At 60.3% G+C, this 22,497-nt stretch carries 24 protein-coding genes and 1 tRNA gene; 14 read left to right on the top strand and 11 right to left on the bottom strand.

Going from position 1 to position 22,497, the window contains the following annotated elements; translation table 11 throughout:
- From pheT to ACTF58_RS05200, 5 genes are all read left to right on the top strand, one after another.
- Positions 1–2,047 (top strand): phenylalanine--tRNA ligase subunit beta (pheT, locus tag ACTF58_RS05220; protein WP_438990910.1); only part of this gene is annotated, 2,047 nt, incomplete at its 5' end.
- 18 nt (positions 2,048–2,065) lie between these two features.
- Positions 2,066–2,698: a class I SAM-dependent methyltransferase gene (locus ACTF58_RS05215; protein WP_438990909.1), complete on the top strand. Its 633-nt coding sequence runs from the start codon at positions 2,066–2,068 to the stop codon at positions 2,696–2,698.
- An 11-nt stretch (positions 2,699–2,709) separates the two neighbouring features.
- Entirely contained in the window at positions 2,710–3,153 is a 444-nt protein-coding gene (locus ACTF58_RS05210; protein ID WP_438990908.1) for a YtoQ family protein, read from the top strand.
- A 116-nt stretch (positions 3,154–3,269) separates the two neighbouring features.
- A complete protein-coding gene (gene mscL, locus ACTF58_RS05205; protein WP_438990907.1) occupies positions 3,270–3,701 on the top strand; it encodes a large conductance mechanosensitive channel protein MscL in 432 nt (143 codons plus the stop codon).
- A gap of 162 nt (positions 3,702–3,863) precedes the next feature.
- Positions 3,864–3,940: transfer RNA gene (locus tag ACTF58_RS05200), tRNA-Met, on the top strand.
- 51 nt (positions 3,941–3,991) lie between these two features.
- Here ACTF58_RS05200 and ACTF58_RS05195 read toward each other — a convergent pair.
- Both ACTF58_RS05195 and ald read right to left on the bottom strand, forming a co-directional pair.
- Positions 3,992–4,591 carry a sulfite oxidase heme-binding subunit YedZ gene (locus ACTF58_RS05195; RefSeq protein ID WP_438990906.1) on the bottom strand — a complete coding sequence of 200 codons (600 nt, stop codon included), beginning with the start codon at positions 4,589–4,591 and terminating at the stop codon, positions 3,992–3,994.
- A gap of 59 nt (positions 4,592–4,650) precedes the next feature.
- Positions 4,651–5,766 (bottom strand): alanine dehydrogenase, encoded by a 1,116-nt coding sequence (gene ald, locus ACTF58_RS05190; protein WP_438990905.1) that lies wholly within the window; start codon positions 5,764–5,766, stop codon positions 4,651–4,653.
- A gap of 144 nt (positions 5,767–5,910) precedes the next feature.
- Here ald and ACTF58_RS05185 point away from each other — a divergent pair, with 144 nt between their 5' ends.
- The 3 genes from ACTF58_RS05185 (at position 5,911) to ACTF58_RS05175 (ending at position 8,731) form a co-directional block, all read left to right on the top strand.
- The gene (locus ACTF58_RS05185; RefSeq protein ID WP_438990904.1) at positions 5,911–6,369 is read left to right on the top strand and encodes an Lrp/AsnC family transcriptional regulator; all 459 of its coding nucleotides are present in this window, start codon (positions 5,911–5,913) and stop codon (positions 6,367–6,369) included.
- 117 nt (positions 6,370–6,486) lie between these two features.
- Entirely contained in the window at positions 6,487–7,110 is a 624-nt protein-coding gene (locus tag ACTF58_RS05180; RefSeq protein WP_438990903.1) for a Hint domain-containing protein, read from the top strand.
- 40 nt (positions 7,111–7,150) lie between these two features.
- Entirely contained in the window at positions 7,151–8,731 is a 1,581-nt protein-coding gene (locus ACTF58_RS05175; protein WP_438990902.1) for a GMC family oxidoreductase, read from the top strand.
- 142 nt (positions 8,732–8,873) lie between these two features.
- On the opposite strand, the gene yghU is transcribed toward ACTF58_RS05175, so the two are convergent.
- Positions 8,874–9,746 carry a glutathione-dependent disulfide-bond oxidoreductase gene (gene yghU / locus ACTF58_RS05170; protein ID WP_438990901.1) on the bottom strand — a complete coding sequence of 291 codons (873 nt, stop codon included), beginning with the start codon at positions 9,744–9,746 and terminating at the stop codon, positions 8,874–8,876.
- Between the two features lie 210 nt (positions 9,747–9,956).
- Here yghU and ACTF58_RS05165 point away from each other — a divergent pair, with 210 nt between their 5' ends.
- Complete coding sequence (locus tag ACTF58_RS05165; RefSeq protein WP_438990900.1) at positions 9,957–12,344, top strand: GcvT family protein; 2,388 nt, start codon at positions 9,957–9,959, stop codon at positions 12,342–12,344.
- A gap of 76 nt (positions 12,345–12,420) precedes the next feature.
- Here ACTF58_RS05165 and rpsU read toward each other — a convergent pair whose 3' ends face one another.
- Positions 12,421–12,627 (bottom strand): 30S ribosomal protein S21, encoded by a 207-nt coding sequence (rpsU, locus tag ACTF58_RS05160; protein WP_438990899.1) that lies wholly within the window; start codon positions 12,625–12,627, stop codon positions 12,421–12,423.
- Between the two features lie 115 nt (positions 12,628–12,742).
- Between rpsU and ACTF58_RS05155 the strand changes: the two genes are divergently transcribed.
- Both ACTF58_RS05155 and ACTF58_RS05150 read left to right on the top strand, forming a co-directional pair.
- Positions 12,743–13,405 (top strand): COQ9 family protein, encoded by a 663-nt coding sequence (locus ACTF58_RS05155; protein ID WP_438990898.1) that lies wholly within the window; start codon positions 12,743–12,745, stop codon positions 13,403–13,405.
- Between the two features lie 11 nt (positions 13,406–13,416).
- A complete protein-coding gene (locus tag ACTF58_RS05150) occupies positions 13,417–14,388 on the top strand; it encodes an NAD(P)H-quinone oxidoreductase (RefSeq protein ID WP_438990897.1) in 972 nt (323 codons plus the stop codon).
- An 87-nt stretch (positions 14,389–14,475) separates the two neighbouring features.
- On the opposite strand, the gene ACTF58_RS05145 is transcribed toward ACTF58_RS05150, so the two are convergent.
- Positions 14,476–15,120: a ribonuclease T2 family protein gene (locus ACTF58_RS05145; RefSeq protein ID WP_438990896.1), complete on the bottom strand. Its 645-nt coding sequence runs from the start codon at positions 15,118–15,120 to the stop codon at positions 14,476–14,478.
- Positions 15,121–15,260: 140 nt separating this feature from the next.
- On the opposite strand from ACTF58_RS05145, the gene ACTF58_RS05140 reads away from it, so the two are divergent.
- Both ACTF58_RS05140 and ACTF58_RS05135 read left to right on the top strand, forming a co-directional pair.
- Complete coding sequence (locus ACTF58_RS05140; protein ID WP_438990895.1) at positions 15,261–16,019, top strand: DUF1013 domain-containing protein; 759 nt, start codon at positions 15,261–15,263, stop codon at positions 16,017–16,019.
- A 335-nt stretch (positions 16,020–16,354) separates the two neighbouring features.
- Positions 16,355–17,023, top strand: a complete 669-nt coding sequence (locus ACTF58_RS05135) for a Hint domain-containing protein (protein ID WP_438990894.1) — start codon at positions 16,355–16,357, stop codon at positions 17,021–17,023.
- A 32-nt stretch (positions 17,024–17,055) separates the two neighbouring features.
- On the opposite strand, the gene recR is transcribed toward ACTF58_RS05135, so the two are convergent.
- The 6 genes from recR to ACTF58_RS05105 form a co-directional block, all read right to left on the bottom strand.
- Entirely contained in the window at positions 17,056–17,652 is a 597-nt protein-coding gene (gene recR, locus ACTF58_RS05130; protein ID WP_438990893.1) for a recombination mediator RecR, read from the bottom strand.
- 88 nt (positions 17,653–17,740) lie between these two features.
- Entirely contained in the window at positions 17,741–18,085 is a 345-nt protein-coding gene (locus tag ACTF58_RS05125; protein ID WP_438990892.1) for a YbaB/EbfC family nucleoid-associated protein, read from the bottom strand.
- 60 nt (positions 18,086–18,145) lie between these two features.
- Positions 18,146–18,580: an NUDIX hydrolase gene (locus ACTF58_RS05120; RefSeq protein WP_438990891.1), complete on the bottom strand. Its 435-nt coding sequence runs from the start codon at positions 18,578–18,580 to the stop codon at positions 18,146–18,148.
- A complete protein-coding gene (locus ACTF58_RS05115) occupies positions 18,573–19,445 on the bottom strand; it encodes a TauD/TfdA dioxygenase family protein (RefSeq protein WP_438990890.1) in 873 nt (290 codons plus the stop codon). The genes ACTF58_RS05120 and ACTF58_RS05115 overlap by 8 nt, the downstream gene beginning before the upstream one ends.
- Positions 19,446–19,448: 3 nt before the next feature.
- Complete coding sequence (locus ACTF58_RS05110) at positions 19,449–19,850, bottom strand: hypothetical protein (protein WP_438990889.1); 402 nt, start codon at positions 19,848–19,850, stop codon at positions 19,449–19,451.
- Positions 19,826–21,595 carry a DNA polymerase III subunit gamma/tau gene (locus ACTF58_RS05105; protein WP_438990888.1) on the bottom strand — a complete coding sequence of 590 codons (1,770 nt, stop codon included), beginning with the start codon at positions 21,593–21,595 and terminating at the stop codon, positions 19,826–19,828. The genes ACTF58_RS05110 and ACTF58_RS05105 overlap by 25 nt, the downstream gene beginning before the upstream one ends.
- A 68-nt stretch (positions 21,596–21,663) precedes the next feature.
- On the opposite strand from ACTF58_RS05105, the gene ACTF58_RS05100 reads away from it, so the two are divergent.
- Positions 21,664–22,347: a phosphatase domain-containing putative toxin gene (locus tag ACTF58_RS05100; RefSeq protein WP_438990887.1), complete on the top strand. Its 684-nt coding sequence runs from the start codon at positions 21,664–21,666 to the stop codon at positions 22,345–22,347.
- Positions 22,348–22,497 lie beyond the last annotated feature (150 nt).

Genomic DNA, 22,497 nt, shown 5'->3' with positions numbered 1-22,497 from the left:
GATGGCGTCCGAGCGTGAGCTTGAGCTATCGGACGAGCATGACGGGATTATCGAGCTGCCCTCGGGCGAGGTGGGCGACAAGTTCATTGACTGGCTGGCAAAGAATGCGCCTGAGAAGGTCGACCCTGTGATCGAGATTGCCATTACGCCGAACCGCCCTGATGCGCTGGGCGTGCGCGGGATTGCGCGTGATTTGGCGGCGCGGGGGTTGGGCACGCTCAAGCCTGTGGCGACGCCAAGCCATGACGGGCAGTTTCCCTGCCCGATCACTGTCACCATTGAGGATGACGCCAAGGAAGACGGCTGCTTTGTGTTTGCGGGCCGTCTTATTCGCGGTGTGACAAACGGGCCAAGCCCCGCGTGGCTTCAGCAGCGCCTCAAAGCGGTTGGCCTCAGGCCCATTTCGGCGCTTGTCGATATTACCAACTTCTTTACCTATGATCGCAACCGCCCTTTGCACGTCTTTGATGCGGGCAAGGTCAACGGCAATCTGCGCATTCACCGCGCCACGGCGGGTGACAAGATTGTTGGTTTGGATGAGAAGGAATATACCTTCTCTGGCGGTCAGGTTGTGATCTCTGATGACACGGGGATCGAGAGCATTGCGGGCGTTATGGGGGGCCTCAGCACGGGCTGCACCGAGGAGACAACAGATGTGTTTCTTGAGGCGGCCTATTGGGACCATATCCAGATCGCCATGACGGGGCGGGCGCTCAAGATTAACTCGGATGCGCGCTATCGCAACGAGCGCGGCATTGACCCTGCTTACAATATGCAGGCGATGGAGGATGCGACCGCTATGATCATGGAGCTGTGCGGCGGCGAGCCGAGCAATGTGACTGTGGCGGGCAAGGTGCCTGATGTGAGCCGCGCTTATAAGCTTGATGCGAAGCGGGTGCAGAGCCTTGTCGGCATGGACATCCCCGAAACGGAACAGCGCCAGACGCTGACGGCGCTGGGCTTCAAGCTTGAGGGCAATATGGCGCAGGTTCCGAGCTGGCGGCCTGATGTTCTGGGCGAGGCGGATTTGGTCGAGGAGGTTGCGCGGATTGCGAGCCTGACCAAGCTTGTTGGCAAGCCTCTGACGCGGGCGAGCGCGGGTGTGCCAAAGCAGATTTTGCTGCCGCTTCAGAAGCGCGAACAGGCAGCGCGGCGCACGGCGGCGGGCCTTGGCTATAACGAATGTGTGACCTACTCTTTTGTCGATCAGAAGAGTGCGGCTCTGTTTGATGGCGGCAGTGATGCCACCATGTTGGCGAACCCGATTTCAAGCGAGATGAGCCATATGCGGCCTGATCTGCTTGTCGGGCTGTTGCAGGCGGCGGCGCGCAACCAAGCGCGCGGGTTTGCAGACCTTGCATTGTTTGAAGTCGGGCCAGTTTTCAGCGGCGGAGAGCCGGGGGAGCAGGCTTTGCAAGTCTCCGGGCTTTTGGTCGGCAAGACGGGTCCGAAGGATATTTTGGGCGAGAGCCGTTCTGTGGATGTGTTTGATGCGAAGGCTGATGCCGAGGCTGTTTTGGCCGCGATTGGTGCGCCTGCCAAGGTGCAGGTGATGCGCGGTGGGCCGAGCTGGTGGCACCCCGGGCGGCACGGCAAGATCTGTCTGGGGCCGAAGAAAGTCTTGGCGATCTTTGGCGAGCTGCACCCCAAAGTGCTTAAGGAGATGGGCGTGAAGGGGCCAGCTGTGGCCTTTACCGTCTGGCCAGAAGAGGTGCCTGAAGCGCGCAAGAAGAGTGCGACGCGGCCTGCCTTGAAGGCCAGCGATTTGCAGGCTGTGGAGCGGGACTTTGCCTTTGTGGTGGATGCGCAGGTTGAGGCGCTGACGCTGCTCAATGCGGCGGCGGGGGCGGACAAGGCTTTGATCGAAGATGTGCGCGTCTTTGACGAGTTTATTGGAGGCTCGCTTGGCGAGGGCAAGAAGAGCCTTGCCATCACGGTGCGGATGCAGCCGCAAGACAAGACGCTGAAGGACGAAGACATCGAGGCGGTTGCGGCCAAGATTGTCGAGAAAGTCATGAAAGCCACAGGCGGGAGCCTGCGCGGGTAAGCTTTTAGGGGGTGTGAGATGGTCGACAGCAAGACGTTTTGGGACAAGATGGCGCCCAAATATGCCCAAAGCCAGATGCGCAGTGTGGAGGACTATGAACACACGCTGGGCCGCACCCTCAGCTATCTGACGCCTGAGATGCGCGTGCTTGAGATGGGCTGTGGCACGGGCACAACCGCGCTCAGGCTTGCGCCGAGTGTGAAAGCCTTTGTGGGCACAGACCAGTCGAGCGAGATGATCCGTATTGCGCGCGAGAAGGCGGCCGCGGAGGCGCATGGCAACCTTGAGTTTCGGGTGCTGGGCGCGGCGGAGAGCGCGCAGCTTGAGGAGGGGTTTGATGTGGTGATGGGGTTTAATCTCTTTCACCTTGTGCCCGATGCGGACGCTGTGCTGGGTGACATTTACAAGAGGCTCAAGCCTGGGGGGCTTATGATCAGCAAGACGCCTTGTTTGGTCGACAAAGCCTTTGGCTGGAAGCGCTTTTTGGTGGCGGGGATGCTGCCGGTTTTGAAGCGGATCGGGAAAGCGCCTGATGTTGGCTTGTGGCAGATTGCCGATGTGGACCGTTTGATTGCAAATGCTGGATTTGAAGTATTGGAGGCAGGGAATTTTCCTGCGATTTCGCGCTATGTTGTGGCGCGTAAGATTTGAGGGAGACGAAGATGCAGGTTTATCTTTCGGGAGAAATTCACACCGACTGGCGCGAGCAGATTATTGGGGCTTGTGCGGGGCTGGATGTGCGCTTTAGCGCGCCTGTGACAGACCACGCCGCTTCTGACGACTGCGGTGTGGCGATCTTGGGGGAAGAACCCGATAAGTTCTGGCATGACCGCAAGGGCGCCATGGTCAACGCGATCCGCACGCGCGGCGAGATTGGCAAGGCGGATGTTGTTGTGGTGCGGTTTGGTGCGCAATACAAACAGTGGAACGCGGCCTTTGATGCGGGCTATGCGAGCGCGCTGGGCAAGAGCCTGATCATTTTGCAAGAGCCTGAGCATGACCATGCTTTGAAAGAGGTGGATGCGGCGGCGCTGGCTGTGGCGCGCGCACCTGAAGAGGTGGCGCAGATCTTGCGCTATGTGCTTGAGGGCACGCTGCCGCGCTAAGGGGCCGAACGCGGGTTAATTCCCCGTGAAACACTTGCTGCTTTATTGGGCGGATGTGATACTGTGCCCGCAGCCGAACAGGCGGTAAAACAGTATTTACAGGGACGAGTGAACCAATGCTAAGCGAATTTAAAGACTTCATTGCCAAGGGCAATGTGATGGATATGGCCGTCGGGATTATCATCGGCGCGGCCTTTACGGCGATTGTCAGCTCTTTGGTGGCTGATTTGATCAACCCGATCATTGGCCTCGCCATGGGCGGTGTGGACTTTACCAATCTCTATGCTGTGCTGTCGGGCACAGTTGCCGAAGGCGCAACGCTTGAGGCGGCGCGCGAGAGTGGCGCGGCTGTGTTCGCCTATGGTAGCTTTATCATGGCGGTCATCAACTTCCTGATCATTGCTTTTGTGGTGTTCATGCTGGTGCGCTTTGTGAACAAAGCCAAGGACGCCGCCATGAAGGAAGAAGAAGTGGCTGAGGCCGCACCAGCAGGGCCAACCGAGCTTGACCTTCTGGCCGAGATCCGCGACGCGCTTGCGAAGAAGTAAGACGCCTGTCAGGCGTTTGCTGGGCCTGCCCTGAGAAAGGGGCGGGCCTTTTGCGGTTTTGGGCGGCTGTGTCGGGAAAATAACACCGAAGGCGGCTTGCATCGAGTTTTGTGTTTGACTCCGCCTTTCGCCCCCGCTAATTCGCCCTCATCGGTTGTGAATGGCGTGATAGCTCAGTTGGTTAGAGCACAGCACTCATAATGCTGGGGTCGGTGGTTCAAGTCCACCTCACGCTACCACAAACCAGATATAAAAAGCCCCGTGCGATTGCGCGGGGCTTTTTGTTTGGCTCAAGCGCTGCGGGCTGGTTTGGGGCGGATATACCAATACCAGATGCGGTAGCCTTCCAGCAGAATAAGGGGCGTGAAATTTACGAGGGCGGGCGGCAAGCCCTCCCAGCCGTCTTTTGCGGCCCAGTGCAAAAGCGTGAGCACGGCGGCGGCATAGACCCAGCGTTGCACGCTTTTCCAGCGGGGGCCGAGCGCGCGCACGGCGGCGTCAAAAGATGTGGCCGCGAGGGGCAGGAAGATCAGGAAGGCGAGCCAACCTGTGAGAATGTCAAAGTCTTTGGCTTGACCGAGGACTTTCTCAAGGCTGCCACGCGAGACGAGATAAAACCCGAGGTGTAAGGCAGAATAAGCGAAAGCAGCGACGCCAAAGGTGCGGCGGTTTTTCTTGAGCCAGATGGGGAAACTTCTGCCTTTGAATAGCATTGCGAGGGGTGTGGCCATCATCGAGACAATCATAAAGCGCGCGGCAAATTCGCCTGACGGGTGCAGAGCGTGTTTGAGCGCTTTTGGGTCTGTTGAAGTGAGCACTTCGGTGAGGATGGCGAAGGCGGGAAGGGCGAGGAGGAGCCAGAGCCAGTAGGGAGAGAGGCGGGAGAGCATTGTATCTGTCCTGTTGTTATCAGGGCTGATACGGCGCGCGCCCGCCTTTCAGTCGGTTCTTATTTGATCGCGAGTTGAGGCGACATCACATCAAGGCCGAGGGCTTCGCCAACGGCGAAATATGTCAGCTTGCCCGCGTGGACATTGAGGCCTGCGAGCAGGTGGGCATCATCGGCGCAGGCTTGCTTCCAGCCTTTGTCGGCGAGGGCGAGCATGAAGGGCATGGTCGCGTTGCCAAGGGCGATTGTCGAGGTGCGCGCGACGGCACCCGGCATATTGGCCACGCAATAGTGCATGATACCGTCGACGTCATAGATCGGGTCGGCGTGGGTTGTGGCCTTTGAGGTTTCAAAGCAACCGCCTTGGTCGATTGCCACATCGACGAGCACGGCGCCGGGCTTCATATCGCCAAGCTGTGCGCGGCTGATGAGCTTGGGCGCGGCGGCGCCGGGGATAAGCACTGCGCCGATGACCATATCGGCATCGCGGATCAGCTCGGCTGTGGCACCTGCGGTTGAATACTGGTTCTTGAAGGTGCCGCCGAAGACATCATCAAGATATTTGAGGCGCGGCAGGGAGCGGTCAAGCACTGTCACATCCGCGCCCATGCCAGCGGCGATCTTGGCGGCGTGGGTTCCGACAACGCCGCCGCCCATAACGACAACTTTGGCCGGACCAACACCCGGCACACCGCCCATCAGGACGCCGCGGCCGCCATTGGCCTTTTGCAATGTCCAAGCGCCCACTTGGGGCGCGAGGCGGCCTGCCACTTCGGACATGGGCGCGAGGAGCGGCAGACCGCCGCGATCATCTGTGACGGTTTCATAAGCGATGGCTGTGCAGCCTGAGGCGAGCAGATCATGGGTTTGCTCGGGGTCTGGCGCGAGGTGAAGGTAGGTGAAGAGAAGCTGGCCTTCGCGCAGCATTTTGCGCTCGCCAGATTGCGGCTCTTTCACTTTGACGATCATGTCGGCGGTTGCGAATATTTCTTCTGCTGTGTCGATGATCTGTGCGCCTGCGGCTGTGTAGTCTTCATCAGAGAAGCCCGCGCCAAGGCCTGCGCCTTTTTGCACGAGGGCCTGATGCCCGCGCGCCACGGCTTCGCCCGCAGCGTTTGGTGTCATGCCGACACGGAACTCTTGAGGTTTGATTTCTGTTGGGCAACCGATTTTCATGAGCTTGTCTCCCTGAGCCATGAGGTGATTTGTGCCAGAATGTCGCAGGTCAAATGCAAGTGTTTTGAGAAATGAGGCGTGTGATGTGGACTATTTGGGAGAATCTTCGCATAAAGAGCAAAATATTCGAAGAGGTGTGCGCAAATGGCCATTGATGAGACGGATCGCCGTATTTTGAAAGTCTTGCAGCGGCAGGGGCGGATCAGCAATGCCGATCTGAGCGAAGCGGCCAATCTGAGCGCCAGCGCCTGCCACAGGCGGGTGCAGCGGCTTGAGAAAGAGGGCTATATTCGGGACTATGTGGCGCTGCTCAATGCGCGCAAGATGGGCGTTCCAACGACCGTTTTTGTCGAGATCACTTTGCAGGCGCAGGCGGATGAAGTTCTGGATGCGTTTGAAAAGGCGGTCGGGCGGATCCCTGATGTGCTCGAGTGTCATTTGATGGCGGGGTCGGCGGATTATCTGCTTAAGGTGGTGGCCGAAAACACCGACGACTTTGCGCGTATTCACCGTCAGCATCTCGCGCGCTTGCCCGGTGTGGCGCAGATGCAGAGCAGTTTCGCGCTGCGCACCGTGTTTAAGACCACGGCGCTGCCTGTCTGAGCGCTTGGGAGCTGTTGTCAAAAGTTTAGCTAAATTGAGGGCAAGGGGCGCGCAGCGCTTTACCTTGCTTTAGCTTTCGAAAGCCTAGTCTGGCGCGACGGTTTTGAAAGCGAGCAGATGCGACAGCCCCAAGAGCAGAGGCAACAAGAGCAATGGCAAACGGCCCAAGGGCGGGCTTTGGCGGGGACGCCTTCGGCGGCGCAAACGCCTGTGTCGGATGTTGCGTCATGGCTGGAGGCGAGCACGCGCGTTGCGACCGAGATGGGCGATCTGCGGGTGGACGGGCTTTGGCCCGGCGACAGGCTTTTGAGCGAGATGGGCCATGAGACGGTTGTGCGCTTTGATGTCTGGCAGGGCGAGGGCCTGAGAGCGAATGCGCCTGTTGTTTTTAGCCCCGGTGTTCTGGGCAACCAGATGCCGTTGCGTGTGCGCCAGAGCCAGCCTGTTTTGATCCGACTGCCAGAGGGGCACAGCTATCAGGGCCAGAGCGAGCTTTATGTGCCGGCTTTGGTTTTGGTCAACGGGACCGATATTGCGCTGAGGCCTTGTAAACATATCAGTTATCTGCGGCTGATCCTGACCGTGGAGGCGATGATCTTTGCGGAGGGCGCCGCCTGTGAGGCGGACGGGCTTCACAGGGGCGCGTCTGAGCGCCGTCGATTGCGGCTCGGTTACAGCGAGGCGGCGGCTTTGCTGAGCTATTTGCCTGAGGCACCCGCTGGTTTGCCAAGGCTGATCTAACAGTCTAGCGTCTGCCGCAATCAGAAGGCAGGAGCAGAAGATGGGCTTTGACAATATCGTTATCGGAGCGGGCAGTGCGGGCTGTGTTGTGGCGCGGCGGTTGGCGGATGGCGGGCGCAAGGTCTTGCTGCTCGAAGCCGGCGGCACGGACAATTACCATTGGGTGCATATCCCGATGGGCTATCTTTACTGCATTGGCAATCCGCGCACCGACTGGTGCTTTCGCACCGAGGAAGAGGCGGGGCTGAACGGGCGCTCGCTTTTATATCCGCGCGGCAAGGTTTTGGGCGGCTGTTCTTCGATCAACGGGATGCTCTATCTGCGCGGGCAGGCGGCGGATTATGACGGCTGGCGGCAGATGGGGCTGACGGGCTGGGGCTGGGACGATGTTTTGCCCTATTTCAAGCGCTCGGAGGATTATTACGCGGGGGCTGACGAGATGCACGGCGTGGGCGGGCCTTGGCGTGTGGAGGAACAGCGCCTGCGCTGGGATGTGCTTGACCATTGGCGCGACGCGGCGGTGAGCGCGGGCTTGCCTGCTGTGGAGGACTTCAACCGTGGCGACAATGAGGGCGTCGGATATTTCCGTGTGAACCAGCGTGGCGGCTGGCGGGTCAATACGGCGAAGAGCTTTTTGCGCGGCGCGCCCAAGGGGATGATCGAAACGGTGACGGGGGCGGACGTGCACAGGCTTCTTGTGGAGCAGGGGCGCTGTGTCGGGGTTGAGTATGCGCGCGGGGGCGAGATCTGCGTGGCCCGCTGCGAGGGCGAAGTTGTGCTGAGTGCGGGCGCGATTGGCAGTCCGAAGATTTTGCAGCTTTCAGGGCTTGGGCCTGCGGGGCTGTTGCGGCGCCATGGCGTCGAGGTGCGCGCGGATGTGGCGGGTGTGGGCGCGCATTTGCAGGACCATTTGCAATTGAGATGTGCATGGAAGCTGACGGGCGCCAAAACGCTCAACACGCTGGCGAACTCGCTTTGGGGCAAGGCCAAAATCGGGCTGGAGTATGCTTTGAAACGGTCGGGGCCGATGAGTATGGCGCCGAGCCAGCTTGGTGCGTTTTCCAAGAGCCGCCCTGACCTTGCGAGCGCGGATCTGGAGTATCATGTGCAACCTTTGAGCCTTGGCGCGTTTGGCGAGCCTTTGCATGATTTTCCCGCGATGACGGCGAGTGTGTGCAACTTGCGCCCCGAAAGCCGCGGGTGTGTTGAGATTGCGAGCAGAGATGCGAGGGATGCGCCGCGGATTGCGCCGAAGTATCTGAGCACGGAGGGCGACCGCGCGGTGGCGGTGGCGGCGATCCGCCAAGTGCGCGAGATTATGGCCAAGCCTGCGATGGCGCGCTACGCGCCTGAGGAAATGAAACCGGGCGCGCATTTGAGCACCGAGGGCGAGCTTGTGACGGCGGCGGGGGAGATCGGCACGACAATTTTCCACCCGACCTCTACGGTCAGGATGGGGCAGGAGGAGGCTGCGCCTTTGGACGGGGCGTGCCGTATGAAGGCTGTGGGCAACCTGCGGGTTGTGGACGCGAGTGTGATGCCGAAGATTGTGAGCGGGAACACCAATGCGCCGACCATCATGATTGCCGAGAAGGTGGCGGATATGATGCTGGGCGGGTGAGGGGTCGAATTGCCCTGCGGGCAATCCGACCCGCTGGGGGCCAGCCCCCTAGATTCAAAAGCTATAGAGCTTTTGAATCCTACCCCCGGGATATTTGGGGCAAAAAGAAAGGGGCGGGTGAGTTTTACGCGCCCCTTTTCATTTAGCTTTGTGCCGCTTCGATCTTGTCCTGGGTTTTGGTGTCAAAATCGGAAGCGTCGTGGCGCTCGCGCAGCTGGCTTGAGAGCTCGCCCATGGCGCGGTTGACCATACGGCCGCGCTGGACGGGCACGCGGGCATCAATCGCTTCGGCCCAGCGCAGGACGTTTTTGTAACTTGCCACATCGAGGAACTCGGCGGCGTTATACTGGCGGCCCAAGACGAGCTGGCCATACCACGCCCAGTTGGCCATATCGGCGATGGTGTAGTCCGCGCCCGAGAGGAATTCGTTTTCGGCGAGGCGACGATCGAGCACGTCGAGCTGGCGTTTGACTTCCATGGCGAAGCGGTTGATCGGGTACTCCCATTTTTCGGGCGCATAGGCGTAGAAGTGCCCAAAGCCGCCGCCGAGGTAGGGCGCGCTGCCCATTTGCCAGAACAGCCAGTTGAGCATTTCGCCGCGCGCTGTGGCGTCTTTGGGGATGAAGGCGTCAAACTTTTCGGCCAGTTGCAGCATGATGCTGGCGCTTTCAAACATACGGCGCGGAGGGGTGACGGAGTGGTCCATCAGGGCGGGGATTTTGGAATTGGGATTGATCTCGACAAAGCCTGAGCCGAACTGGTCGCCTTCGCCGATGTTGATCAGCCATGCGTCATATTCGGCCTCTGTGTGGCCTGCGGCGAGCAGCTCTTCCAGAAGCACTGTGACTTTGACGCCATTGGGCGTGGCCAAGGAGTAGAGCTGAAGCGGGTGTTTGCCGACGGGCAGCTCTTTGTCATGGGTTGCGCCTGCGATCGGGCGGTTGATGGCGGCGAAGGTTCCGCCGCTTTCCTTTTCCCATGTCCAGACTTTGGGGGGGGTGTATGTGTCGCTCATGTGATGTGCCTTTCGGGTTGCTTGTAGGGAAGGTAGTGCAAAATGCGCGGGAGAACAGGGCCAAAAGCGCAGGGCGGCTGTGCAGTGACGCAGGGGCGCTTTTCAAAAAAGCTGAAACGGGGGAACGCGTTTTGGAAAAACAGGAAATGCCCCATTGCGCGAAAGGGGGCTCTCTGTGTTGTCTTGGGACGTGTCGAGAGGAGATCACAGATGGGCGAGCGGGCAAAAGTTGTTGTGATTGGCGGCGGGATTGCGGGCTGTTCCACAGTCTATCACCTTACCGAGGAAGGCATCACGGATGTGATCTTGCTGGAGCGCGACGAGCTGACGAGCGGGACTACGTGGCATTCGGCGGCACAGGTGACGAACTTTGGCATGAACCAGACCATGGTGGGCCTCAAGTCGCACTCTATCGCGCTTTATAAAGAGTTGTCTGAGGACCCCGAGTATCCGATCAACTACCACCATGCGGACGGCGGCATCAGGCTGGCGGAGACCGAGGCGCAGATGGAGGCCTATCGCCACTTTGCCTCGATGGCGCGGGGGATGGGTGTTCATTTCGAGGTGATTGATGCGGCGGAATGTGCGCGGCGGCATCCGCTTTTGGAGACAGATGGGCTTGTGGGCGGGCTTTGGGACCCGCTGGATGGCGACATTGACCCTGCCCAGCTCTGTCAGGCGCTGGCGCGGCGGGCGCGGACCGCGGGGGCGCGTGTGATCCGCCACCGCGCTGTGACGGGGCTGACGCAACGCGCAGATGACAGCTGGATTGTGCACACCGAGGCGGGGGATATCGAGGCTGAAATCATCGTCAATGCGGGCGGTTACCGTTGCAACGAGATTGGCGCGATGATGGGGGCGATTTTGCCCGTTGCGAGCATGGAGCATCAGTATTTTCTGACCGAGCCGATCAAGGCGATTGAGGAGGCGGGCCACCGTATGCCGCTTATTCGCTGCCCGATCAGCGACTATTACTCGCGTCAGGAAAAGAACGGCTTGCTGATCGGATTTTATGAGCAGGATTGCAAGACATGGGGCATGGACGGGATTGACCCCAACTTTACCAATGCGCTTTGCCCTGATGACCCCGAGCGGGTGATTGAGACATTTGAGGGCGCGATGGCGCGGATGCCAGCGATTGGCGAGGTTGGCATTCACACCATCGTCAACGGGCCGATCACCTATACGATTGATGGCGCGCCGCTTGTCGGGCCGATCCCGAACAAGCGCAACGCGTTTTGTATCACGGGTCTGCGTGCGGGGCTTGGCGAGGGCGGCGGGCATGGCTGGCTTTTGGCGCAGATGATCGCACATGGCGAGGCCTGCTATGACACGTGGTGCATTGATCCGCGCCGCTTTACGGGGCACGCGACTGTCGAGCTGACCGCGCTGAAGGCGATTGAGGATTACCAGAACGAATTCCGCTTTCATTATCCACATGAGCACAGGCCCGCGGGGCGGCCACTGAAAACCACGCCTTTGACGCCTGTTCTGGCGGCGGAGGGCGGGCACTTTGGCCTTGTAAACGGCTGGGAGCGGCTCGAATATATCAAGCCAACCCCCGCGTTTGAGGAAGAGCACAGCTTCCGCTTTACCAATGCGGAAGAGGTGATTGGGTCTGAGGTGCGCGCGGTGCAGAGCGGCGTTGGGCTGTGTGAAGTGAGCGGGTTCAACCGCTTTGAGATCACTGGCTCTGATGCGCATGATTTTCTGGATCGGATGACCTGTGGCCGGCTTCAGCGCCGCGAGGGGCGTGTGGGGCTGAGCTATTTGCTCAACCATCAAGGCATGGTGAAGGGCGAGGCCACGATTGCCAACTTGAGCGGTGGGCGGATCTGGTATGGCTCGGCGGCGGCGGCAGAATACCACGATATGGACTGGCTCACGCAGCATATAGGGGCGGAGGAGGATGTGCAGATCCGCTCGTTGACCAACGATATGACCATTCTTGTGATCGCGGGGCCAAAAGCGCGCGATGTGCTTGCGAGCGCGGCGCGCGGCGACTGGTCAGACGAGGGCTTTAAGTGGCTTGCGGTGCGCGAGGCGCATATCGGGATCGCGCCTGCTGTTGTGATGCGGGTGAGCTTTTCGGGCGAGCTGGCCTATGAAATCCATGTGCCAAACCAAAGCCTGATGGCGGCTTACACGGCGTTGCGCGCAGCGGGCAAAGCGCATGGCATGAGCTTCTTTGGCAGCCGTGCTGTCGAGGCGATGCGCCTTGAGATGGGCTTTTTGCACTGGAAATCAGAACTTATCACCGAGTTTAGCCCTTATGAGACGGGGCTTGAGCGCTTTGTGAAGATGGACAAGGCCTTTATCGGCAAAGAGGCATTGGCGGCGCATGAGCCAAAGGCTGAGCTTGTGAGCCTGACCCTTGAGAGCGAGGAGGCCCCTGCCCATGGCGGCGCGTCTGTTATGCAAGGCGGCCGCGTTGTTGGGACAGTCACCACGGGCGCATGGGGCCACCGTGTCGGCGCCAATATTGCGCTGGCTTTTGTAGAGCGGGGCCTTGGGGCGGAGGGCCTGACTGTTGATGTCTTGGGCAAAGCTGTGAAGGCCACTGTCGCGCCGATGCGCCGCCTTGCGGGGCAAGCCTAAAAAGAACCCCCGCAGCGCAAGCTACGGGGGCAATTGTCTTTTTCGTGTCAGAGATGCTCTGAGATCGAGGGGGTGGTTACATCCCGTTCTCGCGCTGTAGCTTCTTGCGCGCCAGCTTGCGCTGACGGCGGATCGCTTCAGCAGTCTCGCGTGCTTTTTTCTCGGACGGTTTCTCGAAATGTTGCTTGAGCTTCATCTCGCGAAAAACACCCTCACGCTGTAGCTTTTTCTTCAGGGCACGAAGCGCCTGATCGACGTTATTGTCGCGAACACTAACCTGCATGTGGTTTTCACCACCTTTCTAGTTTGAAGTTGCAAGGATTTGCAGGAAGGTGGCGTATAGCAAAGCCCTTTTGTTTTGTCTAGACTGGTGGCCAGACGACGCAGAGGAGGCAACTATGGCGGATTTGAAAGACAGATTGCTCGACGCAGCGCTCGATCATGTGCCGTTTGACGGCTGGAGTGCAGCGAGCTTTGAGGCCGCCGTTGCGGACGCGGGGCTGGAGCCTGCGTTGGCCCATGGGCTTTGCCCGCGAGGCGCGGTCGATCTGGCTGTGGCCTATCACAAGCGCGGCGATGCGCGGATGCTTGCGCGGCTGGCGCAGACTGATTTGGGCGAGATGCGCTATTCTGCGCGCGTGACTGCTGCGGTGCGTTACCGCCTTGAAGCGGTCGAAGACAAAGAGCTTGTGCGCCGTGGTATGACGCTGTTTGCGTTGCCGCGTTTTGCGCCGGAGGGTGCGCGGCTGATTTGGGAGACTTGTGACGCCATCTGGGAGGCGCTTGGCGACACGTCAGAAGACCTGAACTGGTATACCAAGCGCGCGACCCTGTCGGGGGTCTATTCCTCTGCGGTGCTATACTGGCTCGGCGATACGAGTGAGGGCCACGCGGCGACATGGGCGTTTTTGGAGCGGCGCATTGAGGATGTGATGAAGATCGAGAAGGTCAAACACGCGCTGGGGCAGAACAAGCTTTTTGGCGATATTCTGGGGCGGATTACAGACGCTGTGCGCGCGCCAGAGCCACTGTCGGATATGCCGGGTGCGGCAAAGAAATAAGGATCAAGACGATGCGTGTGATTGAGATAACCGAGGCGGGTGCGCCCGAGGTTCTGAAGCTGGCCGAGCGTGAGCGCCCTGCGCCGCGCCATGGCGAACTCCTGATCAAGGTGGCTTATGCAGGGGTCAATCGCCCTGATGCGCTCCAGCGGGCAGGGGCCTATGCGCCGCCCAAGGGCGCGAGCGATCTGCCAGGGCTTGAGGCGAGCGGTGAGGTCGTCGCAGTTGGCGCAGGCGTGAGCGACTGGGCGGTGGGCGACAAGGTCTGCGCGCTGCTTCCGGGCGGGGGCTATGCCGAGTATGTCACAACGCCCGCCACGCATGCCTTGCCTGTGCCGAAGGGCATGAGCCTTCGCGAAGCGGCCTGTCTGCCTGAGACGTTCTTTACGGTCTGGACCAATGTGTTCCAGCGCGGCGGCCTTGTGGCGGGCGAGCGCTTTCTCGTGCATGGCGGCTCCTCGGGGATCGGGACGACAGCGATCCAGCTGGCGAAGGCTTTTGGCGCGCGGGTCTTTACCACCGTGGGCAATGACGCCAAGGCTGCCGCCTGCCGCGCATTGGGCGCCGAGCGGGTGATGAACTATCGCGAGGAAGATTTTGTCGAGGTGCTCAAGGCCGAGGGCGGCGCAAACCTCATTCTCGATATGGTGGGCGGAGACTATATCCCGCGCAACATACGCGCGCTGGCCGATGACGGCCGCTTGGTGCAGATTGCGTTTCTGACAGGGCCGAAAGTCGAGCTGAACTTCGCCCAGATCATGGCACGCCGCCTGACAGTCACAGGCAGCACATTGCGTCCGCAATCTGACATCGCAAAAGCGCGGATCGCCGAAGAGCTGCGTCAGCAGGTCTGGCCCTTGCTTGATGCGGGCCGCATTGCGCCCGTGATGGATCAGGAGTTCGCGCTTGAAGACGCCGCCAAGGCCCATGCCCGTATGGAAGGCAGCACCCATATCGGCAAAATCGTCCTGAAAGTCTCCTAGCCCTTTCTTTTTGCCAGAAATATCCTGGGGGTCTGGGGGCAAAGCCCCCAGCGGGGCGGCGCGGCGAAGCCGCGACGCAATCCCTTTTCACTCCACAGGTTCAAACACCGCATCCTTCAACGCGCACTCCCGCGACACATCCCGCCCGCAGGGCACGGGGGAGAGGTCTTTGCCAAGGCAAATCCGCGCTTCCTGAATATGGCCTCTGCGGCAGGTGATGGTGATCATATCGCGCGACAGCTGCGGGTTGGCTTTAAGAAATGCGTCTTCGACCACTGAGGCGGGGAGCCTGACGGTCTTGTCCAGCTTGCGAAAGACAGGCGGGCGCACAACGCTTGCGTAAGCGTTGCGTGACAGTTCGTAATAGGCGCGCGCCGAGAGGCCCGAGCAGACACCGTGTTTTTTCCATTGATACCACGCAAGCCCTGATGTGCCCATGATATCGGCCATGGTGTTGGTCAGACTGCGTTGGGGCTGTGGTTCGGCTGTCGGGCAAAAGGACGGCCAGCCTTGGTGATATTGTGGCCATAGGCCGTGCAGCACCCAGCCGTGGTCTTGGTCGTCGTCGCATTGAGGCGAGCCTTTGGCCGTGCCTTCAAGGGCGCACCAATTGGGCGACCATGACAGCGCCATGACGTAATAGTCAAACTCCCCCGTGCGTTCGCCTTTGGCCGCAGCAATGCTGGCAACGATCACGAACAGGACAAAACCGACAAAAGCACGCAACAACATTCACTCTTTCCTTATGTTTCATGGGCCAGTATAGAACGATCAAGTTCCCCGACAACGGTAACCTGAGCCCCTCCAAAGGCTCGCCCCTTCAAGGGCACGGGAAAGTTGTATGGGACGCGTGTTTATTGATGGAGGCAACTATGTCTGACAAACCGATTATGGCAAAAGCCACAGCCGTCTGGCTGGTGGACAACACAACAATCAGCTTCAAGCAGATTGCTGATTTTGTAGGGATGCACGAACTTGAAGTGCAGGGCATTGCGGATGGTGATGTGGCCGCTGGTGTGAAGGGCTTTGACCCGATTACCAACAACCAGCTGACACAAGAAGAGATCGACAAAGCGCAAGAGAGCGTCACACATAAGCTCAAGCTCAAGTTTTACGCCTCTGCCGTGGGCGAAGAAAAACGCCGTGGGCCACGCTATACGCCGCTGTCCAAGCGTCAGGACCGTCCTGCCTCGATTCTGTGGTTGGTGAAGTTTCACCCCGAGCTGACCGATGGTCAGGTGTCAAAGCTTGTCGGCACAACCAAGCCGACCATTCAGGCGATCCGCGAGCGCACGCATTGGAATATTGCCAATATTGATCCGATCGATCCTGTGGCGCTGGGCTTGTGCAAGCAATCCGAGCTGGACGCCGCTGTGCAAAAAGCCGCGGCCAAGAAGGCGGCGAGCGGTGAAGTTATGTCTGATGACGAGCGCCGCAAGCTTGTGAGCACCGAGCAGAGCCTTGGAATGGATGCAGAACCGAGAATGCCCACAGCGATTGAAGGTCTTGAGACCTTCACGCTTGGTGGACATGACGATGAGGAAGAAGACAAGCACGACAGCACGCGCGATGCGGACAGTTTCTTCAACCTGCCTGATGATGACGGCGACGACGAAGACGACCAGTCCTAAGCTGAAATCCGCACCTGCCCGAACAGGGCGGGTGCGGGTTGTGACGCGGCGTCCCTCCCACCTTCAATTCTATCAATTTGCCTTGATTTGGCCGCGTTTCAGCGTGGCCCATGCCGAAAGCCTCGGTGTAGCGCGTTGCTTTTTGGCATTTTGCCTCCTGTGGTGCCTTTTCTGGCACAGATTTGACCTCTGTCGACACTTTGGAAACAAATTGTTTTTCAGCTCCTGACAGAGATTGAAGCGTCTCAAAAATGACCTGATCTGTCCAAAACAGTGACGTCTTCGCCCTATAGGCTGCCCAAACGGAATCGGATGTTTTGGAGCAGATCTCGCATATGGACCATCTCTCTCTTTGGGAATTTGACGCGGGATCAACGTCTCTGGACGAGGTGCCTTCTGATGGTGGCGCAGTTACAAGCCGTCGCGAGAGCGAAAAGGTGGTTGTTTGTTTTGGGGCGGGCACGCGGATCGCGACGCCGCGGGGCGCGCGCGCGATTGAGGATCTGGAGGTTGGAGATTTGGTCGTGACACGCGACCATGGTTTGCAGCCTGTGCGCTGGACTGGCAAACGCACCGTGCCTGCGTGGGGCGCCTTGGCGCCGATCAGATTTGAGACGAATGCTATCGGAAACGCGCGTCCGCTCTATGTGTCGCCGCAGCATCGGGTCTTGATGCAGGGGTTTGCGTCTTCCATCTTGTTTGGGGAAAGTGAAGTCCTGGCCACGGCCAAACATCTTGTCAACGGCACCTCTGTCACCGAGGCGCATGGTGGATTGGTGACCTATGTTCATATCCTGTTTGACCAGCATGAGATTGTCTATGCGGAGGGTGCGGCGAGCGAGAGCTTTGTGCCCCGACGCGCCGAGCTTGACGCTGTGGAGAGCAGGGGCCGAGAGGAACTTTTTACGCTCTTTCCAGAATTGCGCAGCCATGAGGGCCATTATGGCGAGACGGCGCGCCTCTGCCTCAAAGCGCACGAAAGCCGCTTGTTGCGGCCCAGCTGACGGGGTGGGGCAGGCGGCGCGCTGACCCGAGATTACATTTCCTTGCGCGCGTTGAGGGCGGCTGTGATTGTGCCGTCGTCGAGGTAGTCCAGCTCGCCGCCGATGGGCACGCCTTGGGCGAGGGAGGTAAGGCGCACGCGGCCCTGAAGCTGATCGGCGATGTAATGGGCTGTGGTCTGGCCATCAATCGTTGCGCCGACGGCGAGGATCACCTCTGTGATGTTTTCGCTCTCAAGCCGTGTGACGAGCTGGGGGATGCGCAGGTCTTCGGGGCCGACACTGTCGAGTGCGGAGAGCGTGCCGCCGAGCACATGATAGCGGCCCTTGAAGACGCCCGAGCGCTCCATGGCCCAGAGATCGGCCACATCTTCGACCACGCAAATTTCGCCTGTGGCGCGTTTTGGCGCGGTGCAGATGTCACAGATGTCGGTGGTGCCGATATTGCCGCAGCGCAGACATTCGCGGGCGGTGACGGCCACGGCGTGCATCATATCGGCCAGTGGCATGAGCAGAAGCGCCCGCTTGCGGATAAGATGAAGCACGGCGCGGCGGGCAGAGCGCGGGCCAAGGCCAGGCAGCTTTGCCATCAGCTCGATGAGCGCGTCGATGTCTTTGGTGGCGTTGCTCATTGGGGCTTTCTTTGGCCGGCGGAGCGGCGGGGGGCCAGCCCCCCGCACCCCCCGGGATATTTCTGGAAAGAGGAAGGGCGCGGCGGATTTAGAACGGCAGTTTCATGTCTTTGGGCAGGCCGAGGCTTTCTGTGATGCGGGCCATTTCTTGCTGCGCTTTTTCGCTGGCTTTGGCTTGCGCGTCTTTGATGGCGGCGAGGATCAGGTCTTCGACGACTTCTTTTTCCTCAGGGTTGAAAATCGACGGGTCGATATCGAGGCCCTTGAGCTCGCCTTTGGCCGAGCAGGTCGCTGTGACGAGGCCTGCACCGCTCTGGCCTGTGACCATGAGGTTGTGGAGGTCGTCTTGCAGCTCTTCCATCTGTTTTTGCATGGATTGCGCTTTTTTCATCATGCCCGCCATATCGCCGAGCTGGCCAAGTCCTTTAAGCATCTCTGTCTCCTTGAGGGTCACTGTTGTCTTTAGATAGGCGGCATTGCGCGGCGGGGCAAGCTACCAGCCGAATTCTGAATAGTGGCGGCCCTCGGCGATGTAGCCAAGGGCGGCGCGGATGTAGGGGATTGTGGTTTCGGGGAGGGCGGTGCGCGGCTGCCAGAGCAGGGCGGCGCATTTGTCGGGCTCCCTGTTTTGGGGCGCGCCTGTGGCGGCATCGGTTGTGAAGAAGAGCGAGACGCGCTCGCTGTCGGAGTTGCGGTGCATGATATGGGCGAGGTGAAGCTGATCTGGCGCGAGGCGGAGGCCGGCCTCTTCAAAGGCTTCACGCGCCATGGCTTCGCGGAAGGTTTCGCCAGCGTCGACGTGGCCCGCGACGAGGCCCCAGTGGCCATCCATATAGCCTGTATTCTGGCGCAGGAGCATGAGGAGCTTGCCCTCGCGCGCGAGCACGAGGTGGGCTTCGACGAAGAACTGGTCGCGTGTCTCAGACAAGGCGGACACTTGCGAGGCCGTCGGCTTCTGTCACGGAACAGCAGATCGATTTGAGGGTGCGCGGCTCGGAATAGTCCCATGGCTGGCCACGGTGAAGCACGGCGCGTTCGTCCCAGAGGAGGACATCGCCGACGGCCCATGAATGGGAATAGACCGCTTCGGGGCGGGTGCAATGGGCAATGGCGGCGTCGATCACCTCTTGGCCCTCGGCAAGGCCGAGGCCTTCGATCGCAAAGCTGTGGGAGGCGATGAAGAGGCTCTCTTCGCCTGTTACGGGATTGGGCCAGATTGCGCGCCAGGGGCGGTCGGGCCATTTGTTCATTTCGGGGAGGCGGGCCAGCTCTGGCGAGATGCGCGCGCGGGAGTGGGAGAGGCGATGCCAGATCACCGAGTCTTGCAGCTTTGCCTTGAGTGCGGCGGGCATGGAAGCCCAGCCTGTGCGCGTGCTGGCAAGCTCGGTGTTGCCGCCGCCAGAGGGGGGCAGCACGCGGGCTGTGAGAATGTTGATGAGCGCAGGCGTGGGCAGGAATGTGCTATCTGTATGCCAGAGCATATTGGCTTGCAGGTTGAGCGTGTGCAGATCCAGTGCATCTGTGACGCCTGAGGCGGTTTCGTTTGAGACGGCGGAGACCTCAAAGGCGACATCGCGGCCTGCGGCCATGGCTTCGCGGTTTTCCAGCGGGCCGAAAAGCTTGGCGAGGCGGATATGGGTTGCGTCATCCATCTTTTGGGCGGGGAAGAGCAGGGCGGAGTGCTCTTCAAAGGCGTGGCGGATCTCGGGGAAGAGGTGGTCGGCTGTGACGTCGCGCAGATCGACATCGTGAACGGTTAGGCCGAAGTCAGGGTGAAGTGGAGACGTTTGCATGGATCAGAGCCTTTTTTCGCCACGGTGGGCATAGAGGACAGCCGCAAGGCAGAGCGCGGCGGAGGCGACGATAAAGAGCGTGGGCGGGGCTTCGCAGCCTTCCGAGAGGCGTGCGCTGCGCAGGCCTGTCGGGTCGGGCCAGACGATGAAGGAGATAAAGAACGACCAGAGCAATGCGACGAGGGCTGTGCCCATGGCGTGGCGGAAGAGCACGGCGACGGCGAGTGCGCCGAGCAGAAACAGTCCGACGGGCGACAGGAAGAGCGCGAGCGCTTCGCTTTCGATCGTGGCAGGGACGCCGTCCCAATCGGGGCGTTCCTTGACGCAAACGTCGGCCAGCGCGGGGCTGGCGGCCATGAAGGTCATGAGGAGCGTGAGGCTCAGTCTTCTTCGAAAGGGTCCCATTCGTCTTCCACTTCTGGCAGGGCTTCGCTTTGGGCTTCGGCGGCGATATCGGCTTCGCTGCGGATGCTCAGGATTTTGGCTGTTGGAAAGGCGTCAAACACGGCCGATACGAGTGGGTGGGCGCGGGCTTCGGCTTCGCGGGCGCGTTCGCCTGCGGTGCGGCGCTCTTCAATGGTTTCGGCGCCGTCTTCGTTCACCAGCGTGATGGCCCAGCGGTTGCCTGTCCAGCCTTGCAGGCGTTGGCCGAGGCGGTTGGCTAGATCGGACGGCGCTTTGGGGCTTGGCTCGAATGTGATCCGGCCAGGCTGATAGGCGACGAGGCGCACGCCTGCTTCGACATCCATCAAGAGTTTGCCGTCGCGGTTGGCGCGGATCAGCTCGACGACGTGGTCAAACGTCGGATAGCGCGACAGGGCTTCGAGCGGGTCTTGCGCCAGAGCCGTTGCGCCGCCAGCGGAGCTTGTGCCGCCCGCGCTTGCGCGCGCCACGGCTTGCGCGCCCTGGCTGAGGCCAGCACCGCCACCGCCACCACCGCCGCCGCCTGTGGGCGGGCCGCTTGAAGGGCTGCTGGGGGGCGGTGTGCTATCGGCGAGCTTTTTGACCAGCTCGTCGGGCGTGGGCAGATCGGCCACATGGGTCATGCGGATGATCGCCATTTCGGCGGCCATCATTGTGTTGGGCGCGTGGGCGACCTCTTCGAGCGACTTGAGCAACATTTGCCACATACGGGCAAGGACGCGCAGCGAGAGGCCCTCGGCGTAGCCTTGGCCACGCGCGCGCTCGTCGGGGCCGATTGTCGGATCATTGGCGGCGTCTGGCGTGATTTTGACCACACTGACCCAATGGGTCAGCTCGGCGAGGTCGCGCAGAACAGCGAGTGGATCGGCGCCATCGGCATATTGTGCGGAAAGCTCTGTCAAAGCGCCTGCTGCGTCGCCTTTCATGACCATCTCGAACAGGTCCATGACGCGACCCCGATCTGCAAGGCCAAGCATGGCGCGGACCTGATCGGCGGTTGTTTCGCCTGCGCCGTGGCTGATGGCCTGATCGAGAAGGGAGGTGGCATCGCGCGCCGAGCCTTCGGCGGCGCGGGTGATCAGGGCGAGGGCGTCATCGGCAATGGCGGCTTGTTCGCTGTCGGCGATACGACGCAGCATTGCGATCATATCTTCCGGCTCGATCCGACGCAGATCAAAGCGCTGGCAGCGCGAGAGCACGGTCACGGGGACTTTGCGGATTTCGGTTGTGGCGAAGATGAATTTCACATGGGCGGGCGGCTCTTCCAGCGTCTTCAGGAGCGCGTTGAAGGCTGAGGTGCTGAGCATATGCACCTCGTCAATGATATAAATCTTGTAGCGCGCAGAGGCGGCGCGATAGGCGACAGAGTCGATGATTTCGCGTATGTCATTGACGCCTGTGCGGGAGGCGGCGTCCATTTCCATTACGTCGACATGGCGGCCTTCCATGATGGCGGTGCAATGCTCGCAGACGCCGCAAGGCTCGGTTGTGGGCGTGCCTGTGCCGTCGGGGCCGATGCAGTTCATGCCTTTGGCGATGATGCGGGCGGTTGTGGTTTTGCCTGTTCCGCGGATGCCTGTCATGATGAAGGCCTGTGCGATGCGATCCGCGGCAAAAGCGTTTTTGAGCGTGCGCACCATGGCCTCTTGGCCGACGAGATCAACAAACGTCTCGGGGCGGTATTTGCGTGCGAGAACCTGATAGCCTGTCTGTGGAGTATCGCTCATGGTGTGCCTTGTCAGATAAGAAGCTGGGCCAAGGTAGCGGCGCGGGGGCGTAAGGTCTAGCGTTTGTCTTGGAAATCGAGGCAACGGAAGGCGAAGCTTGGCAGGGCGGCGCAAATGCGTCAGTCTGTATTGAGCAGGACGCGTTGGGGGCTTTGGAATGCGATTTTGGCAGAAGCGGAAAAGACGCGACGCAAAAGACAGGCGTTGTCGAGGCCGCGCAAGCCGTGGCGCGGTGTGGTCCTGACATGGCAGATTTAGAAATTGCGGCCCTTTCTGTCGGCGAGGGGACTTTGGCGATTGCCTCACTGCCCGGACGCGGAGGCGATCTGAAGGGGGATTTGGCCCTGTTTGGGGAGTTCAAGCCCAGCCTTGTTTTGACCATGGTGACGGAGGCCGAGCTTGAAGATATTGGCGCGGGGCAGTTCGGCTTTGAGGTGCAGGCGCTGGGCTGTCGTTGGGCGCATTTGCCTGTGGTGGATTATGGCACCCCTGCGGCTGAGGCGCTTTCCCGTTGGGGAGAGGTGAGCGAAATGGCGCGGGCGGCACTGAGGGGGGGTGGCCGTGTTATTGTGCATTGCAAGGGCGGCTGCGGTCGTTCTGGCATGGCGGCGCTGAGGCTGATGATCGAGGCGGGTGAGGCTCCAGATATGGCGCTCAAGCGCTTGCGCGCGGTGCGGCCCTGCGCTGTGGAAACGGCGGAACAGCTCGCTTGGGCCACTGTGACAGTGTCTGTCACCCCAGCAGCAAAGTGATTCGCTATGGGGTTGTGCGGGTTCCGCAGCGTCAAAAAGTGCCTTTAACACATAGCTTTACCAATTGTGACGCGATGGCCCTTTAATTAGAAGCTTTCGGCTTGGGGCGCGACATTTTGGTAAACTAATGTTACCAATCAGATGAAATTT

The sequence above is a fragment of the Lentibacter sp. genome, from assembly GCF_965657785.1.
Taxonomy (GTDB): domain Bacteria; phylum Pseudomonadota; class Alphaproteobacteria; order Rhodobacterales; family Rhodobacteraceae; genus Lentibacter.
Note: the sequence above shows the minus strand (reverse complement) of the source record. Positions and strands in the feature narration are given on the sequence as shown.

What these genes read in the sequence shown, in the direction of transcription:
- recR (WP_438990893.1), bottom strand. Translation starts at nt 17,652, where the DNA reads ATGAGCAACGCCACCAAAGACATCGACGCGCTCATCGAGCTGATGGCA.
- ACTF58_RS05215 (WP_438990909.1), top strand. Translation starts at nt 2,066, where the DNA reads ATGGTCGACAGCAAGACGTTTTGGGACAAGATGGCGCCCAAATATGCC.
- rpsU (WP_438990899.1), bottom strand. Translation starts at nt 12,627, where the DNA reads ATGCAGGTTAGTGTTCGCGACAATAACGTCGATCAGGCGCTTCGTGCC.
- ACTF58_RS05165 (WP_438990900.1), top strand. Translation starts at nt 9,957, where the DNA reads ATGGGCGAGCGGGCAAAAGTTGTTGTGATTGGCGGCGGGATTGCGGGC.
- ACTF58_RS05195 (WP_438990906.1), bottom strand. Translation starts at nt 4,591, where the DNA reads ATGCTCTCCCGCCTCTCTCCCTACTGGCTCTGGCTCCTCCTCGCCCTT.
- ACTF58_RS05185 (WP_438990904.1), top strand. Translation starts at nt 5,911, where the DNA reads ATGGCCATTGATGAGACGGATCGCCGTATTTTGAAAGTCTTGCAGCGG.
- mscL (WP_438990907.1), top strand. Translation starts at nt 3,270, where the DNA reads ATGCTAAGCGAATTTAAAGACTTCATTGCCAAGGGCAATGTGATGGAT.
- ACTF58_RS05105 (WP_438990888.1), bottom strand. Translation starts at nt 21,595, where the DNA reads ATGAGCGATACTCCACAGACAGGCTATCAGGTTCTCGCACGCAAATAC.
- ACTF58_RS05150 (WP_438990897.1), top strand. Translation starts at nt 13,417, where the DNA reads ATGCGTGTGATTGAGATAACCGAGGCGGGTGCGCCCGAGGTTCTGAAG.
- ACTF58_RS05135 (WP_438990894.1), top strand. Translation starts at nt 16,355, where the DNA reads ATGGACCATCTCTCTCTTTGGGAATTTGACGCGGGATCAACGTCTCTG.
- ACTF58_RS05180 (WP_438990903.1), top strand. Translation starts at nt 6,487, where the DNA reads ATGCGACAGCCCCAAGAGCAGAGGCAACAAGAGCAATGGCAAACGGCC.
- ACTF58_RS05125 (WP_438990892.1), bottom strand. Translation starts at nt 18,085, where the DNA reads ATGCTTAAAGGACTTGGCCAGCTCGGCGATATGGCGGGCATGATGAAA.
- yghU (WP_438990901.1), bottom strand. Translation starts at nt 9,746, where the DNA reads ATGAGCGACACATACACCCCCCCCAAAGTCTGGACATGGGAAAAGGAA.
- ACTF58_RS05140 (WP_438990895.1), top strand. Translation starts at nt 15,261, where the DNA reads ATGTCTGACAAACCGATTATGGCAAAAGCCACAGCCGTCTGGCTGGTG.
- ald (WP_438990905.1), bottom strand. Translation starts at nt 5,766, where the DNA reads ATGAAAATCGGTTGCCCAACAGAAATCAAACCTCAAGAGTTCCGTGTC.
- ACTF58_RS05155 (WP_438990898.1), top strand. Translation starts at nt 12,743, where the DNA reads ATGGCGGATTTGAAAGACAGATTGCTCGACGCAGCGCTCGATCATGTG.
- ACTF58_RS05115 (WP_438990890.1), bottom strand. Translation starts at nt 19,445, where the DNA reads ATGCAAACGTCTCCACTTCACCCTGACTTCGGCCTAACCGTTCACGAT.
- ACTF58_RS05145 (WP_438990896.1), bottom strand. Translation starts at nt 15,120, where the DNA reads ATGTTGTTGCGTGCTTTTGTCGGTTTTGTCCTGTTCGTGATCGTTGCC.
- ACTF58_RS05210 (WP_438990908.1), top strand. Translation starts at nt 2,710, where the DNA reads ATGCAGGTTTATCTTTCGGGAGAAATTCACACCGACTGGCGCGAGCAG.
- ACTF58_RS05175 (WP_438990902.1), top strand. Translation starts at nt 7,151, where the DNA reads ATGGGCTTTGACAATATCGTTATCGGAGCGGGCAGTGCGGGCTGTGTT.
- ACTF58_RS05110 (WP_438990889.1), bottom strand. Translation starts at nt 19,850, where the DNA reads ATGGGACCCTTTCGAAGAAGACTGAGCCTCACGCTCCTCATGACCTTC.